Here is a 16577-nt window from a genome sequence, read left to right on the forward strand (position 1 = left end):
GAAAACAAAGATCGTTCATGCGGATCATCTCTTCACAGCAAGCTGCGGATCTTCTCCAAGATGGGATGACTGTCGCTGCTTCGGGTTTTGGAGGATGCTGCCATCCTGAAGCCATCACGGCCGCGGTCGAGGAGCGCTTCCTCGCCTCGGGAAAGCCCCGCAATCTGACGCTTCTGTTTGCTGCCAGTACGGGCGATCGCCAGACCCGCGGCATGGGCCACTTCGGCTATGAAGGCTTGGTCGCCTGCGTGATTGCTGGAGGATGGCGGGGAACGCCGCGCCTTGGAAGGCTTGCGGTCGAAGGAAAGATCGACGCGCATTGCTGGCCCCAAGGAGTCATCGCGCAGCTCTATCGGGCGATCGCCGCCGGTCAGCCCGGCGTGGTTACCCATATCGGACTCGGCTCTTTCATGGATCCGCTTCATCACGGCGGTCGCATGAATTCGACGACATCGCGTCCGCTCGTAGAGCGTGTGTCGTTGCGCGGCAAGGAATGGCTGCTTTATCCGGCGATGCCGCTCGACTGCGTGCTCTTGCGCGGTACGACGGCCGACGAAGACGGCAATATCGCCCTTGAGGACGAGGCCTTCCCACTCGACGTGCTCGCCATGGCACAGGCCGGCAGAAATTCCGGTGGTATCGTCGTCGTGCAAGTCAAGCGGATTGCCGAGCGCGGCTCGCTGCAGCCGAACGATGTACGTATCCCGGCAATGCTGGTCGATTATGTCGTCGTCTGCGAAGATCCGGCCCAGCACGGCATCAGCTTTTCCGAGACCGACAATATCGCCTATACAGGGCGCGTCCGGATGGCGGTGAACCGCCTCCAGCCGGCGCCACTATCGGTCGATAAAGTTATCCAGCGACGTGCCTTCCTGGAGCTGGCGCCGCTGAACTTTCCGACGGTCAACCTCGGCATCGGCATTGCCGCTGGGATCGGCCGTATCGCGAGCGAAGAGGCATTCGAGGATTATACGGTGACGATCGAATCCGGCGTAATCGGCGGCGTGCCGGCCGAGGAACTGTCCTTTGGCGCCGCCATCAATCCGACAGCCATCGTCACGCAGGCATCGCAATTTGACTTTTACGATGGCGGTGGTCTCGATATCGCTTTTCTCGGTATGGCCGAAGTAGATAGGCATGGCGCGGTCAACGTCAGCCGCTTCAATAATTCTATCGTCGGGGTTGGCGGATTCACCAATATCTCGCAGACAGCCAAGCGCATTGTCTATCTTGGCACATTTTCGGCTGGTGGCGCGCAAATTGCAGTCACCGACGGCAGGCTCGACATCGTGCAGGACGGAAGCCTTTGCAAGATCGTCGATGATGTCGACCAGATCAGTTCGAGCCCAGCCTTTGCGCCGGAGGACCAGTTGCAGCTCGTCGTCACCGAGCGGGCTGTCTTTCATGTGATCGAGGGATGCCTGACGTTGACGGAGTTTGCCCCCGGTATCGATCTTTCCGCCCATGTTCTCGACCGTCTGCCGAAAGGCGTCGCGGTGTCGGACCAACTGAGGCAAATGGATGCGCGCCTGTTTTCGACCAATGCGATGAAGGATTTTTTCCAATGAAAATCGATGGAGCAGCCATCATCGTCACGGGCTCGGCAACCGGCGTCGGGGCTGCATGCGTGAAGCAATTCGCCAAGGGCGGTGCCCGGGTGGTCGTCAATTACAGTCGCAGCAAAAAAGAGGCTGACGAGACGGGCGATATCTGCCGCAGTCTGGGCGCGCAGGTCGAGGTCGTTCAGGCTGATGTTGCCGATGACGCGGCTTGCCGTCGGATGGTCGCGACAGCCGTCAATCGATGGGGACGGCTCGACGCATTGGTGAACAATGCCGCAATGACCCTCAAGTCCGATCCTTTCGATCTGGAGACACTGTCAGCCGCAGATTTTCAGAACGTTTTCGGGGTCAATGTCATCGGCGCATATCAGATGTGTCGGGCGGCGGTGCCTGCGATGCGTAACAGCGGCGGCGGTGCGATCGTCAATGTCTCATCCAACGTTGCCTTTACCGGGGGCGGCAGCTCACTTGCCTACACGGCCTCCAAAGGCGCGCTCAATGCACTGACTTTGGCCTTGGCGCGCACCTGCGGTCCCGATATCCGTGTGAACGCGGTTTGTCCCGGAATCATCGACACTCGCTGGATGCGCGACACACTCGGGCCAGATGCCTATGGAGCCGTTGCCAAGCGATTTTCGGAAACCGCGCCGCTCGGCCGTGTTGCAACACCGGAAGATGTTGCAGGCGCCATTGTCTGGCTTGTTCACGGTGCAGACTTTGTCACTGGCGAACTGCTTTCGATTGACGGCGGAATTCGTCTGTCAGGTGGCGTTCGCAAACCCGCTACATCTGCGGGAGCCGCAAATTGATGGTTTCGGCTCAATCCATCCTCGACTTTCCAGTGCCGGAAGCGACGCAAGTGGTTAGCGCAAGGGATGCCATCCTTTACGCCCTCTCGGTTGGTTACGGCACGGTCGCGATTGGCGATGAGGTACTGAAATACGTCTATGAACGCGATCTCGTGACCGCGCCGACCCTTGCCAATATCGTGGCGCACCCTGGCCCATGGATGCAGCAGACGGGCGTCGACTGGACACGTTCGGTGCACTCCGAACATCGCCTGGCGATCCACCGCCCGGTTCCCGTCGATGTGCCCCTAATCTCTCGTTCACGCGTTTTATCGGTGGTCGACCGGGGCATTGAAAAAGGGATGTTCGTCAGCTTCGAGCGCCTGATCGCAACCGCTGACGGCAATCAGCCAGTTGCAACGATCGTCCAGACAAATGCGTGCCGGAGCGACGGTGGATGCGGATCGGCGGGATCTAGCCCTGAACCGTTGTCCAAGGTGCCGGACAGAAAGCCGGACTTCGAATTCAATATCGACATCCCGGAAAACGCCGCCCTGCTTTACCGTCTGAACGGAGATCTCAATCTGCTGCATGTCGATCCGCAGGCAGCCCGCAAGAGCGGCTTTGCCCGACCGATCCTGCACGGGCTGTGCAGCTTCGGCTATGTAGGTTACGCCATCGTCGCTGCCATCGATCCAAGCATGGCTACGGGGCTAAGCTCGATCGCAGCGCGTTTCACCGCGCCGATCTTTCCCGGCGAAACGATCACCTTGCAGATATGGCGTAACGACGTCGAGTTGCGCTTCAGGGGCCTCGTTACTCTGCGGGGTGCTACCATCCTCGACAATGGTATCGCGAGGTTGTCATGACGAAAGCGGTCAAACCGGCCACCGGCGAAGCGCGCCAGTATATACGGATCAAGGAGCAGATCCTGGCTGACATCGCCGAGGGCAGGCTTCAGCCGGGTGACCGGGTATCGTCTGAAAGCGAGCTCGTGGCGGCATTCGGGGTCAGCCGCATGACGGCGAACCGGGCGCTGCGGGAGTTGATGTTCGAGGGTGTTCTCAAGCGGTCGGCCGGGATCGGAACGTTCGTGTCACCGAAGCACCTCGACGTGGATCTGCTGCAAATTCGCAACATAGCCGACGAAATACTTGAACGGGGGCACAAGCACAAGGCGGCGATCGTCGCGGCCGGCTTGATGAAGGCGGATGCCAACGTTGCCGATGCGCTTGAACTGGCCCTCGGCGCCGAAGTGATGCATTCGCTGATCGTGCATATGGAAAACGACCAACCCATTCAGGTCGAGGAGCGCTATGTCAATCCCTTGATCGCGCCTGACTACTTGTCGACCGACTTCCACAGCATGACGCCGCACGAATATCTGACGAAGGTGGCTCCGATAACAGCATTCGAACATATCGTTCAGGCCGTCAAACCGGATACGGCAGTACGCAAATATCTTGGCCTGAAGAACGATTACCCCTGCCTGCGGGTCTTTAGAAGAACCTGGTCAGGTGAGGCCGTCGTGACCTGTGCGCTGTTGTACTATCCCGGCGCGCAATACCGGCTGGAAGCACGGTCTACCAAGGGTCCTCCTAAACCCGTCGCCATTCTCGGAGAGAAACAGTGAGCGCCATCAACTCTCCATCGATCACGTTCAGCGCGGCACCGCCGACGATCGAGGATATCGCAGCGGTTGCCCGTCGTCACGCAAAGATCGAGATATCCGCCTCGGTCGAAGCCCGGATTGCGGCCGCCCGAGCCGTCGTCGATCGCTATACGGAAAGCGATCTGCCGGTCTACGGCCTGACAACAGGACTTGGCGCGGGTGTCGATACACGACTTGCGATGGAAGATCTGGTGGCGTTCCAGATGCGTGTGCCGCAAGCCCGCTCGGTCGGTGTCGGAAAACCGCTTGCAAAGGAATCCGTGCGGGCGATGATGGCCGTGAGGGCAGCCGGAATGGCGGCGGGCGGTTCCGGTGTCTCACCGAGTGTCTTCCACGGTCTGATCGCCGCCATCAATGCAGGTGTTCACCCTGTCGTACCCTCACTGGGTTCCATCGGTGCAGCGGATTTGGCTCCGCTTGCTCATATGAGCCGGGGGCTTCTGGGCTTTGGCGATATCGAGCTCGGCGGCGAAGTGCTGCCAGCCGGTATCGCTCTTGAAAGAGCGGGCCTGAAGCCGCTCGAACTAGCACCCAAAGACGGGCATGCGCTCGTCGTGGCCAACAGCCTCTCCGTCGGCCTTGGCTGCTTGGCGCTCGAAGACATCGAGCGGCTCTTCGGTTGGTCCCTTAAGGCGATTGCCATCAACTTTGAAGCGTTCCGGGCCAATGTCAGCGCCTTCGACGACCGCGCTTTGGCTGCGAGGCCGGCCTTTGGACAGCGCCAAATCGCCGCTGAACTCATGGAGATCCTTTCGGGCAGCTCCTTGCTTGCTGGAGAAGCAGCACGACGCCTCCAGGACCCCCTGAGCTACCGCTGCGTACCACAGGTCTGGGGTGCATTGAGGCATGCGATTGATGAAGCAAGACAAGCGACGGAAATCGAACTCGTCAGTTCCAGCGACAATCCTGTTGTCATCGCATCTGAGGGTGTCATCCTTTCCCACGGCAATTTTGACATGACGGCTTTTGTGCTCGCCTGGGAAAGGCTGGGGCAGGCCATGGCGCATTGCGCGGCAGGTACCGCCTATCGGATCATCAAGATCATGTCGCCGGCCATGTCCGACCTCCCCCGCTTCCTGACGCCAATGGGCCAGAGCCGCACGGGGTTTGCGACCGTGCAAAAGACTGTCTCGGCTATGGAAGCCGAAGTTCGCCATCTGGCCATGCCGATTTCGTTTTCGCCCATTCCTGTTGCCGATGGCGTCGAAGATCAGGCATCAATGGCTCCGAGCGTCTTGGCAAAGACGCAGGCAATCATCGAGCGCCTTCGCTATCTGGTCGCCATCGAACTGATCGCATCGGTACAGGCCGTCGACCTGCGAGGCGTCTCAGGCGAATTGGGTAAGGGATCGGCAAAAGCCTATGCGTTTGTGCGCGACCACGTCGCCGCTCTTGAAGAGGATCGCGCACAAGGGCCGGATTTTGCAACGATTGCCGCATTGATCGGGCTCGGCCCGCAATAAGCCCGGTTAGCCACTGCCACGACAAGAAGGGCAGGGCGCCGAGTGGTCATGCTGACGGTCAAACTGGAAGGTACCGTCAGTCCGTTCGCTGAAAAGTCAACCAGAGGGAATGATCATGAAAAATTGGACAAAAGGTATCCTTGCAGCCGTCATCGTGACAGCCGCCATGTTCCAGGCTGCATCCGCACAGACCATCAAGGTCGGCAGCAAGAATTTCACCGAGCAATTTATTCTCGCCGAAATGTATGCCGCCGTTTTGGAAAATGCCGGTTTCACCGTCGAGCGAAAGATTAACCTGGGCGGCACGCTGATTGCACATCAGGCACTGGTGGCAGGCGAGATCGATCTTTATCCGGAGTATACCGGCACGGCTTTGGCTTCTGTCGTCAAGGGTGAGATGTCGACCGATGCCGACAAGGTCTATACGCAGGTCAGTGACTTCTACGCCAAGCAGTTCAACCTCACTTGGCTGAAGCCGAGCGGCATCAACAATGGTTATGTCATTGTGGTCCGGCAGGAAACGGCGCAGGCCAACAATCTTAAGAGCCTGTCTGATCTCGCCAAGGTTTCCAAGACCCTGGTCTTCGGGGGCGGTGCTGAGTTTCCAGATCGCGCCGATGGCCTGCCCGGCCTGAAGCGCGTCTACGACGCGGAATTCAAGGAGTTCAAGCAGTTCGCCAAGCTTGGTCTTCGTTATGACGCGCTGGAACAAAAGGACATCGACGTCGCCAACGGCGCGGCGACCGACTGGCAGATCGGCTCGAAGAAGCTCGTGCCGATGGCAGACGACAAGGGTCTGTTTCCCCCTTATTACGTGGCCCCTGTTGTCCGCCAGGACGTAGTGAAGACCAATCCGAAGGTTGCCGAACTCCTGGAAGCGGTCGGATCCCATTTGGATAATGAGAAAATGAGGATCCTCAATGCCAAGGTCGAGACCGATCACGAGGAATCCGAGGACGTGGCGGTAGCCTTCCTCAAGGAAAACGGCCTGCTGCCGAAATAATTGTGACACCCTACGTCCGGGTATCACTCCGGCCGCCGCCTGGCGCGGCGGCCCTTTCATAGTATTTATTCGAAATTCCTTTGTCAGCAGCCGGACAGGAATGTGGAGAAGCGGAAAATGCAGGAAATCTGGATCGACTATCTCAACGCCCTCGATGCCAAGGCGCTGGCGCTGACCAATGACGAGATTCTCGATGCGGTGTCGAAGGCGCTGGAGGCACAGGGCAGAGGCGAAACCGTCCTCGAGCCGCGGGTTCATCTTGTGCCGGAGAGCTCCGACAAAGGCCATTTCAACGTGCTTCGCGGATATGTCAAAGCGCTGAACTATGCCGGCGTAAAAGTCGTCGGCGATTTCGTCGACAACTACAAGGTCGATCTGCCTTCAGAGCTTGCGGTCCTCAACCTGTTCGATCCGAACACGGGCGTGCCGAAGGCTGTCATCGATGCAACTGCAATAACCGACATGCGCACCGGCGCCGTGACCGCGCTTGGTGCAAAATATCTGGCGCGCAAGGACAGCAAAATACTCGGGCATATTGGTGCCCGCGGAACCTCCTACTGGAATGTCCGGCTGCTCGATCATCTCTTCGACTTTGATGAGATCCGCGTACACTCGCGCCGCCCGGAAAGCCGTCATGCCTTTGCAGAACGGCTTGAAACCGATCTCGGCAAGAAGATCATCGTCACCGACAACTGGGAGGATTGCCTCAAGGATGCCGATGTGATGGTCGAGGCAAGCCGCCTGCCGGAACCGGCGCCGCTATTCAAGACGGGATGGGTGAAGAAGGGAGCTTTCGTGGTGCCTTATGGCACGATGAGTGCCCTTGAATTCGATCTGACCGATATCATGGACAAGGTCGTCGTCGACGATTGGGGACAATGCGGCCCCGGTAAACCTTTCGGAGCGCTTCGCCGTCACGTCGATGAGGGCAAGTTGACGGCCGAGAATCTGCATGCCGAAATCGGCCAGATCGTCTGCGGCATGAAAGCCGGCCGCGAAAATGACGAGGAGACGATCCTGTTCTGGCACCGCGGCCTTAGCACGACGGACGTGGCGCTCGGCGCCGCCATGGTCAACAAAGCAAGAGACATGAACATCGGCCAGCGCCTGCGGTTCGCGTAGTTGCCATGATCATGTCCAAGCCAATCGCCTCTTCGAGAATGTATAATCTCAGTCCGCGCATTCGCGGGCTGTGGGATGCACTGTTTAAGCTCGTCAGCATGAATTCCAAAATCGAGTTCGAGATCATTGCTCATGCGGCGCCAGCACCCTTGTCGGAATTATGGACAAGGTCGGATATTGGTCTGGTCTTCATCTGCGGCTACCCGTTTTCGCGCATGCCGGAGGGCGCAAGACCGACTGCCCTTGCCGCACCTGTCTCGAGCGAGGCATGGTCTTCGGACCAGCCGCTCTATGCCAGCCACATCGTCGTCGCCTCCACCGGACCGGTCAACACGGTGGCGGATCTCGCTGCGGCACGCTGGGGCTGGACCGTGCGCGATTCCCAATCGGGCTATCACGCGTCGCGATCCTACCTCGCCGGCCAGTTCACGGGCAAGATGAAGCAGAGCGCGGCGGTTGGACCGCTGCTCAACCCTTCAGGCATCGTTGCAGCCCTCAAGGATGGTAGGATCGAGGCAGGCGCCATCGACGCTTACGCCTTCCAATTGTTGTCGATGCATGAACCCGACGCGATCGATGGTCTTCGCATTCTTGTGACGACCGAGCCTACTCCAGCTCCCCTATTGGTCGCCGCACAGACATTGCCCGGGGACATGGTAGCGGCATTGCGGCGGAGCCTCGTGACGTTGCATGAAACGCCTTGCGGAACGGCGGTTCTGGGTGCACTCGGCCTCAGGCGATTTTCGGCAGTCGCTGCGTCGGACTACGATGTTCTGCCGCCGAGGGCCGAAGCCGCCGATCGCAGATTGGGGATCAAATGGTAGACGGTGGCGAACCAGCGCCCGGGCACGGAGGTCTCGATCATGAAATGGGTTCCTAAACACCTCGACCGGCTGCTCGAAGCGCTGCTGGAGCACCTGTATCTCGTTTTTTCATCAGTCGGGATTGCCCTCGTGATCTCGCTGATCGTCGGGATATGGGCTGCAAGGCGGCCTCGGAGTTTTGCAGCTATCGTCGTCTTGACCGGTATCCTGTTCGCCGTGCCGAGCCTGGCGCTGTTTGCGCTTCTCATTCCCGTCATGGGTATCGGGGCGGCACCCGCCATTACCGGACTTGCCGCCTATTCGCTGATGATCCTTATCCGCAATATCGGCATGGGGTTCCAGGCTGTTCCGCGTGACGTACTAGAAGCCGCCGATGGCATGGGCTACGGCACAGCGCGCAGGATATGGGAAGTCGAGCTGCCACTGGCCATGCCTTATATTATCGGCGGCATCCGCATTGCCATGGTGACGGTGATCGGCATTGGCACCGTTGCCGCCTATATCAATGCCGGCGGCCTCGGCGTCATCATATTCGAAGGCATCGATCAGCGATTTCCCGAGAAGATCATCGCAGGCGGGCTGCTGACGTCATTTCTGGCGCTCTTTGCCGACTATTTTTTTGCATCGTTCGAAAAGCTGTTGCGTCGTCGCAGTGGAGGTAAAGCAGCATGATCGTCATCGATGCAATGAGCTGGATCTTCAACAACTCCGGCGTCTTCTTCAACGCTTTCAATCGCCATCTTCTGATGTGCGTCCTGTCGCTCGGCATAGGCTTTGTCATTGCCGTGCCGCTCGGATTTTCCGTCGCACGGGCACCTCGCGCCGCCTTTGCGGTGATCAATATTGCCGGTGCTCTGCGCTCCATACCGAGCCTTGCTATCCTGTCGGCAACGATGCCGTTTCTCGGCATCGGATTGTTGCCGTCGATCATTGCCCTCGTCGTCCTTGCCGTGCCGCCGCTGCTGTTGAACACGATCATCGGCATCCGCGAGATCGACACTTCCGTAATCGATGCTGCAAATGGAATGGGCATGAGCGCCGGGCAGATGCTGCGGGAAATTGAACTTCCTCTGGCCGTTCCGTCGATTCTGTCAGGCGTCAGGACGAGTGCGATCCAAGTCATCGGCGGTGCGGCGTTGGCCTCCTTTATTGGCGGCGGCGGACTTGGCGATTTCATCAATGCCGGCATTGCAATCATGAACATGCCGCGCCTTCTTGTCGGAGCGGTTCCGATAGCCCTGCTCGCAATCTTTGCGGAATTGGCGTTCAGCGCTCTGGAGCGCGTCTTCACTCAACGGCGCTAAGCGGCCAAAAACGGATGTCATGATGATCTATCTCGATCATGTTACCAAGAATTACGACGGAAGCGGCCAGCATGCGGTCGATAATCTCGATCTCTTGATCGACACCGGTACGACGGTTGCCATGATCGGTCCTTCGGGCTGCGGCAAGACCACGACCATGCGCATGATCAATCGGTTGGAGACGCCCACGACGGGACGCGTGCTGGTCGATGGCAGAGATATCGCCGGCGTCGATCAGAAAGACCTACGGCGCAGCATCGGGTATGTCATTCAGCAAGTTGGTCTATTTCCGCATATGTCGATCGCACGCAATGTCGCAACCGTGCCGCGCCTTCTTGGCTGGGATAAGAAGCGCAGTGATCGCCGGGTTGACGAGCTCCTCGATCTCGTAGGCCTTGATCCGGCCATCATGCGGCAGCGCCTGCCACACGAATTGTCAGGCGGCCAGCGTCAGCGCGTCGGGTTCGCGCGCGCTCTCGCCGCCGATCCCGCAATCATGCTGATGGACGAGCCGTTCGGTGCGATCGATCCGATCACCCGCATTCGACTTCAGGACGAGTTCCGCGATATTCTCAGGAAGGTGAAGAAGACAGTGGTCATCGTCACGCATGACCTCGACGAGGCAATCAAGATGGGTGATCGCATTGCGATCATGCGCGATGGCCGTCTTCTCCAATATGATACACCGCAAGAGATTCTTGCACGTCCCATCAATGAATTTGTCGAGAATTTCCTCGGCCCCGACCGAGCCATAAAAAGGTTGAGCTTGATCCCCGTATCGATGATCATGACCACGCCGGAACCATTCAAGGGGGAAGCCGAGATCGCCGCTGATGCCACTGTTCACGACGCCTTGGCGCTCATCCTGTCCGGCGAGATGCCAGGTCTCCACGTCAGAGCCGCCAACGGAACACTTGCTGGATTTCTGTCTCGTGACACCCTATTACGCGCCAATCGGCTCTAGTCTGCCTACCTCCACGAAGGTATCTGCCGTCTTGCCAGCGGATTGGGAGCAAGCACCGTGGGTTCATGCACAAATCATCGCTGTAGATTTCTTGACCGATGCCCCCTGTCGCAGCTGCATTCCGGTTTTCGATCCGCAACACTACTGCGTCCGCTGCGGCTACGGCTTGCGTCGCGCATCGATTATCGCCATGCATACAGGGGCAAAACTGGCTCGGCCAGTGCGTCGACGATATCTTGCAGTTGGATAGGATGCGAGGTTCCGACGCGATCAGCGTCCCATCGCGATCGAGCACGATGGCGGAAAGAGATCAGATCGGCATCTGGCAGGGTAATTTGCAGTAGAATTTGTACCTTCACGGCAAGTCAATATCGACCATTCAACACATCCGCTTCAGAACGCCACCTCATCGAAGTAGCGGAGTGGCATTTCCCATATAACATACTTCAGCTGCTTCTGCTCGTGGAGCTTCTCGTTGAGGAAGGTTTCCATCGGGACGAAGGGCCCTTTACCCTCCTCAGCGAGATTGATAACGTCGACTCTCGCCTCCGCCTTTAACTGGGCTTCGAAGCTCCATTTAATGTTGGCGCTGTAGCTGGAGCCCACCATCGCCACCTCCGGCCGCTCATTCTCGTCAGATAGCAGCTCGTCGAGGCTGGCATTCGCGCTCATGGCGGCAAGCGACGTGAGGGCATCGCCGGGCATGGGAACGAAAGGCTCAAAGATCGAGAACTTGGCAAACTTGTAGAGGTCACCCATATGCACGATCTCTTCTTCTGGCTTCAAAGTAAATTCCTTGTGCTTCAGCTCCGGATGATTTGCTAGCACCTGAGCGACGGAATTGGCGGCCACACCAGCGCCCTGCACAGTCCAGTGAGTGTCGGACTTCAGGAAGACTGGCTTTTGTTCACGAGCCTGTAGGAACGCCTCCCGCAGATCAGGAACAGGTACTCCCATGGTGAGCAGACGGAGCCGTACGTTTTCGTAATAGTGCTCACGTGACGACGGCAGGGCAACACCGCCGAGCTTATCGCGATAAATGTCAGCCTTTTCCGGGATCAAAAGTAGAATAGGCTTGATACCGGCCTCCCTCAGCGTGGAAAGCGTGTCCTCTACGAAACTCAGATGCTTCTCAAGCATGCTCGAGGATTTGCGATTCCAGCTGAATTCCTCATCGCTGAAGAACCAGCCGTCGCTCCCCTTGATCAGCCCTTTGCGCGCTTCGCCAAATATCTTGAAGCTTATGAGGTTCAACAGGCCAGTGGAGAAGTCCCGAATCGGGAACACGTCTTTGTATATCCTCTCGACCGCCAATGCCTCACGGCCCTGGATGACGTCTGCAAGGGAACGCTTCGAGTGCCGATGATCCGCCATCTCCTTGCTGTTCCAGAAGTAGCCGAGGACGGCAACGCCGCAGGCAAACAGGACGAAAATCGACAGAGCCGGTAGGTAAGCCAGTTTCGCTTTCAGCCTGAACCGGTCTTTTCTTGACGTCAGAGCATCTATTTCGCCGGAAGCGACGACTTGAGTGATCTCGTCCATACCTGGCACTCTCCTTAGAACTGAAAATAGAGGAAAGGTGTATCGCTATCGGCCACTAGCTTGACGATGGCCGCCAATCCGAGAACCGTCGCGGTAACCCCCAGAACCGGGTTGACATGCGGATAATCGATCCCTCCGACGTACCCCAGTTCCTTGGTCGTTTTCAGTCCGAAGAACCGGCGCAATTGCGGCTCACCAAGCGCCGTGAGAACGCCGACGACCAGCAGCAGAAATCCAAAATTGGAAAACTCCCAGGCAAAGTCGCTGCGCAAACCAAATCCATTCAGCCCGACCATGCCGCCGAGCATGCTCATCGCATCGGTCATATTGGCCGCCCGGAAGAAAACCCAGCCGATCACCACGAGCAGCATAGTGAAGAGCCAGGAGGAAATACGAAAGGGCGCATTGGCCGAAACCTTGAAATAGCGCTCCACCGCGAGCCATAAGCCGTGCCAAGCCCCCCAAACGAGAAAGGTCGTGTTTGCTCCGTGCCACAGTCCTCCAAGAACCATGGTGGCCGCCAAGTTGAAATAGGTACGCCCAACGCCTTTCCTATTGCCGCCGAGCGATATGTAGAGATAGTCGCGTAGCCAGCTCGAGAGAGAAATATGCCAGCGGCGCCAGAAATCCGTGATGTTGACCGATCTGTAGGGCGCGTCGAAGTTCTCGATAAAATGGAAGCCTACCATCATGCCGAGTCCGATCGCCATGGACGAGTAGCCGGAGAAATCGAAATAGAGCTGGAGCGTGTATGCTATCGCGCCGAGCCAACTTTCCGCCATGGTCGGATTAGGGATAGAAAAGGCCGCGTCGGCGACAGGAGCGATCGAGTCTGCGATCAACACCTTTTTCGCAAGTCCCGTCAGGAAGCGCATCGCGCCGTAGTTGAACTTCGTCCAGTTGTGCTCACGGCCATAGAATTGCTCGGCAAGATCGGAAAAGCGCAGCACCGGACCGGCGATCTGATGCGGAAAAAAGGCGATGAACGCCGCATAATCAACGAAGGTCCGCGATGGTTCGAGATCACGTCGGTAGACGTCGACGACGTAGCTGATGTTGTGGAAGATGTAAAAGGAGATGCCGATTGGCAGGATGACGTGCGGTAAGGACCAGCTGTAGGGTTCTCCCTGATTGAACAAATAAGCACTGCTATCGGCGAAGAAGTTGAAATATTTGAAATAGAAGAGCAGCGCGAGATCACCCACGACGGTCGCGACGAGGAACAGTTTTCGCCTTTGCGGCGTTCGTGCCCCGTGCACCGCCAGCGCCGCGCAATAGTTGAAAGCTGTTGTGGCTAGCATCAGCAGAGAAAGATCCACCCGCCACCAGGCATAGAAGCAATAGGAGCCGATCAGAATGAAATAGGACCTGTATCGGGCCGGGCAGGCGTAATAGAGCGCGAGGAACAGCGGCAGATAGACGAAAATGAAGATGACCGACGAAAAGACCATGTCAGAAACTCCTAGTCCTGGCGCGAACTTAGGCGCCAGCCCGCGCGGCTCGATATGTCCGGCGCGCCGTTCGGCGACGACGAGTAAACCGCCCATCCGGGCAAAGCTGCGTCCTCATGGTCGGAGGCAAGATCAGTGGCCAAGTTGATGTCCTCATTCGTGATTGCAGACAGCTGGAATCATGCCGGCTCGAGGCGTCGGGTCGAAACAGACGGGCGAAGAAGAAAGGGCGGAATTCACTGCAACAGTTTCAGGGTGTCGTCGACTTCGTAGATCGAGCAAAGGATGTGGTAGAAACTGCTGGCAGGCGCAGGCTCGTTAACGAACTGGCCGCACAAGGGGAGCTTATCGTACCAGAGTCCGGGAATGTCTGTGGCGAGGAACCTGCGTAATGCCGACCCGGCCTTCACTGCCTGGCGCAGATAATAGGTCCGTTGCTCGCCACGACTGATCTGGGCCAGAAGGGCGGAGGCCTTCAGCCATTCGGTCTGCGGCCATAGCCTTGCGACAGGATCAGAAATCGAAAAATCGTCATATAGTCCCATGAAGGCCACCTGCCGCTCGTCGCAGACACCGTGTTCGACGCCGATTTCGAAGAGCCGCTCGGCGACAACAATTGCCTTCGGGAGGTTGCGCGCAATCCCCCAGCGTGCCAGGAGCCATGCCCATTCGAATTGATGACCAGGCTCGATGATCCGCCCCATTTCACCGGGAAACGGTGTCCAGTCGCGGTCGAAGAACTCCCTGAGCGCACCAGTCTCCTGATCGATGAACCGCGTCATCGCAAGACTGGCGATCTCATCGGCCAACGCAGTCCAAGGTATAGGATCAGCAGCCATCGTCTCCCAGGCGAGGCAGGCCTCGAAGAGATGCATGTGCGGATTGGAGCACAGCGGCAGCTTGACCGGGCGGCCTTCCTCGAACCCCGCCTCCGGATGCGCATATTCCGCCTTCAGCGTGGCGAGCAGGGCGCGCGCCTTTTGCTCCATCGCGTCCTTCTGTTCGGGGACGGACAGGGCCAACTGGGCAAAAGCGAATACAGCGAAGGCCTGATTATAGAGGTCGAAGCTCTCGTCGATCATCTCCCCCGAAGGCGACGCGACACTACCGAAGAACGCATCGTCCCTGCGATATACGCGCTCAAACCACGAAAATCCGTGCTGGATCAGTTCGCGCCAATCGACAAGTACGTTGCGCGCGCCGGCCGCGGCAAAGCAATAGATCTGCCGCGGATGCACCCGAGCTCGTCGATTGTCCTCCAAGCAAGGCGTGCCATCCAGCCCGACCCTTTCGAAGAAACCTCCGGCCTGGCGGTCGTAGCCGACCTCGAACCATAGCGGCAGCGCGTTGACGTAGAGCCAGTCGCGCAAGAGAGCGACCTCGTCCGAAAAGGCGGCCAAGGCGCGTGAATACTCAGCGTCCAACATTCGCCAATACTCCCGTCACGTCTTGGATTTGAGATAGGTCAGGGCGAAGAGGTCACCTTGTCCAGCTGCCATGTTGAGATATTGCAGCGCCATCTGCTTGGATTGCGGGTTGCCACCGTTCTCGTAGAGATCGACACCGAGTTCGTATTGCGACTTGGCGTCGCCCGCGTCGGCTGCCCGCTGCAGCCACGTGCGGCTCTCTTCGCGATTGGCAGCCTTGAACCCACCGATGCGGTAAAGCGAGCTTAGCGATCGGGCGGCCTCGACACTGCCTTTTTGCGCAGCCTTGACGACACCGTCGAACAGGATGTCCGCGGCCTTATTCCCGGCTTCCGCACGCATCAGCTGCGAGATCATCAGGTCCAACGCCTCAGGCTTGCCTTTGGAATGGGCCTTGACGAGGAGGCTGTTGATCTCGCTCGGCTCACCGCGCGTGCTGATGTAGATGGCGGCCAGTTCATAGGACGCATTGGGATCGCTATTACGCGCCGCTGCCTTCAGCGGTTCGAGGATCTTCGCCCGCTCCGCATTGGTCTTGGCACTGCGATAGGCTTCCAGCAATTGTTCTCGCGACAGGATGTTGACGCCTGCGGTCGTAGCAACGCTGATCAGGTAAGAGCCATCACGCCCGCCCAAGGTGGTGCGATAGATGCGCGCAGCCAGCTGGCCAGCGCCCTGCTTGTCGAGCTTACGCGCCAGTTCGAGCCAGGCGTGACCAAGCTTCGGGTTGGGGGCGCCCTCGAGGCCGAGATAGTAAACCCGCGCCTGACGCAAGGCACGATCAGCCTTCGACGTCTTTTCCGCCCGATAATAGTAATCTGAGGCAAGCGCGACATTGCCGGACTTCTCAGCCCGTTCGGCCAGCTCGCGGAATGCCTTGCTAGCACCCGCGGCCGCAGCTTCTTCGAGCCAAGCGTCCGCGGTGCGAAATTCCTGGCCCCCGATCTCGCCGCTGTCAAGCAAATGCGCCAGGAGCAGCCGGGTGTTTGCGTCGGACTTTTCTGCTGTCAGCGGCAGATAGACCGAATGGGCGATCATAGGGACGTTTGCCGGACGATAGACCCCGTCGAGATGTCCCTTGACGAGGCGGCGACCGGAGCTGGCGTCGCCGGCAAGTGCAGCGCGCTCGAAAGCGGCATAGGCCTCCTGGCTCTTGCCGCGACCGCGCACCAGATTGGCATAGGCGCGGTTGTACCGGACTACGTCTTCCTGTGCCTTCGCATGCTGCGCGGCAAAGGCCAGCAACTGTTCCGGATCACGGCGCGACTTGAAGCCCGCCTTCTCGTAACCGATCTGGGCCTTGGCGTCGTCATAAGCAAACCTCGGCGAAGTCGTGCACGCGGCCGCTGAGATCGCCATGGTTCCCACCATCAGCGCCTTACTCAAACTCATCATCTTCTTCATTGTCAGTCCACCCTTACCCCTCAAATGCATTCAACGGCGGCTCTAACCGAT

Annotated in this window: 15 protein-coding genes; 11 read left to right on the forward strand and 4 right to left on the reverse strand. The window is 58.4% G+C overall.

Translation table 11 applies throughout. The features are described from left to right. The first annotated feature begins 17 nt into the window (after positions 1-17). From AM571_RS33935 to AM571_RS33985, 11 genes are all read left to right on the forward strand, one after another. Positions 18-1568, forward strand: a complete 1551-nt coding sequence (locus AM571_RS33935; protein ID WP_074065290.1) for an acyl CoA:acetate/3-ketoacid CoA transferase — start codon at positions 18-20, stop codon at positions 1566-1568. Next, positions 1565-2371, forward strand: coding sequence for an SDR family NAD(P)-dependent oxidoreductase (locus AM571_RS33940; protein ID WP_074065291.1), 807 nt, complete (start codon positions 1565-1567; stop codon positions 2369-2371). The genes AM571_RS33935 and AM571_RS33940 overlap by 4 nt, the downstream gene beginning before the upstream one ends. Then, on the forward strand, positions 2368-3219 hold the full coding sequence (locus AM571_RS33945; protein WP_074065292.1) for a MaoC family dehydratase: 852 nt from the start codon (positions 2368-2370) through the stop codon (positions 3217-3219). Before AM571_RS33940 ends, AM571_RS33945 begins: the two co-directional genes overlap by 4 nt. Then, positions 3216-3983, forward strand: a complete 768-nt coding sequence (gene hutC, locus AM571_RS33950; protein ID WP_074065293.1) for a histidine utilization repressor — start codon at positions 3216-3218, stop codon at positions 3981-3983. Before AM571_RS33945 ends, hutC begins: the two co-directional genes overlap by 4 nt. Further along, on the forward strand, positions 3980-5485 hold the full coding sequence (locus AM571_RS33955; protein ID WP_074065294.1) for an HAL/PAL/TAL family ammonia-lyase: 1506 nt from the start codon (positions 3980-3982) through the stop codon (positions 5483-5485). Before hutC ends, AM571_RS33955 begins: the two co-directional genes overlap by 4 nt. A gap of 115 nt (positions 5486-5600) precedes the next feature. Beyond that, complete coding sequence (locus AM571_RS33960) at positions 5601-6488, forward strand: glycine betaine ABC transporter substrate-binding protein (RefSeq protein WP_074065743.1); 888 nt, start codon at positions 5601-5603, stop codon at positions 6486-6488. A gap of 117 nt (positions 6489-6605) precedes the next feature. Next, positions 6606-7610 (forward strand): ornithine cyclodeaminase family protein, encoded by a 1005-nt coding sequence (locus AM571_RS33965; protein ID WP_074065295.1) that lies wholly within the window; start codon positions 6606-6608, stop codon positions 7608-7610. A gap of 5 nt (positions 7611-7615) precedes the next feature. After that, a complete protein-coding gene (locus tag AM571_RS33970) occupies positions 7616-8434 on the forward strand; it encodes a phosphate/phosphite/phosphonate ABC transporter substrate-binding protein (RefSeq protein ID WP_074065296.1) in 819 nt (272 codons plus the stop codon). A 39-nt stretch (positions 8435-8473) separates the two neighbouring features. Continuing rightward, positions 8474-9106: an ABC transporter permease gene (locus AM571_RS33975; RefSeq protein WP_074065297.1), complete on the forward strand. Its 633-nt coding sequence runs from the start codon at positions 8474-8476 to the stop codon at positions 9104-9106. Beyond that, a complete protein-coding gene (locus tag AM571_RS33980) occupies positions 9103-9738 on the forward strand; it encodes an ABC transporter permease (protein WP_074065298.1) in 636 nt (211 codons plus the stop codon). The genes AM571_RS33975 and AM571_RS33980 overlap by 4 nt, the downstream gene beginning before the upstream one ends. Before the next feature lie 22 nt (positions 9739-9760). Beyond that, positions 9761-10702, forward strand: a complete 942-nt coding sequence (locus tag AM571_RS33985) for an ABC transporter ATP-binding protein (RefSeq protein ID WP_074065744.1) — start codon at positions 9761-9763, stop codon at positions 10700-10702. 393 nt (positions 10703-11095) lie between these two features. Here AM571_RS33985 and AM571_RS33990 read toward each other — a convergent pair whose 3' ends face one another. The 4 genes from AM571_RS33990 to AM571_RS34005 all read right to left on the reverse strand — a co-directional run bounded on the left by AM571_RS33990 (position 11096) and on the right by AM571_RS34005 (position 16526). After that, positions 11096-12244 (reverse strand): alginate O-acetyltransferase AlgX-related protein, encoded by a 1149-nt coding sequence (locus AM571_RS33990; RefSeq protein WP_074065299.1) that lies wholly within the window; start codon positions 12242-12244, stop codon positions 11096-11098. 14 nt (positions 12245-12258) lie between these two features. Then, positions 12259-13695: an MBOAT family O-acyltransferase gene (locus tag AM571_RS33995; protein WP_074065745.1), complete on the reverse strand. Its 1437-nt coding sequence runs from the start codon at positions 13693-13695 to the stop codon at positions 12259-12261. Between the two features lie 236 nt (positions 13696-13931). Then, positions 13932-15122, reverse strand: a complete 1191-nt coding sequence (locus AM571_RS34000; protein WP_074065300.1) for an AGE family epimerase/isomerase — start codon at positions 15120-15122, stop codon at positions 13932-13934. 15 nt (positions 15123-15137) lie between these two features. Then, positions 15138-16526 (reverse strand): tetratricopeptide repeat protein, encoded by a 1389-nt coding sequence (locus AM571_RS34005; RefSeq protein ID WP_074065301.1) that lies wholly within the window; start codon positions 16524-16526, stop codon positions 15138-15140. Positions 16527-16577 lie beyond the last annotated feature (51 nt).

The sequence above is a fragment of the Rhizobium etli 8C-3 genome, assembly GCF_001908375.1.
In the GTDB taxonomy this organism is placed as follows: domain Bacteria; phylum Pseudomonadota; class Alphaproteobacteria; order Rhizobiales; family Rhizobiaceae; genus Rhizobium; species Rhizobium etli_B.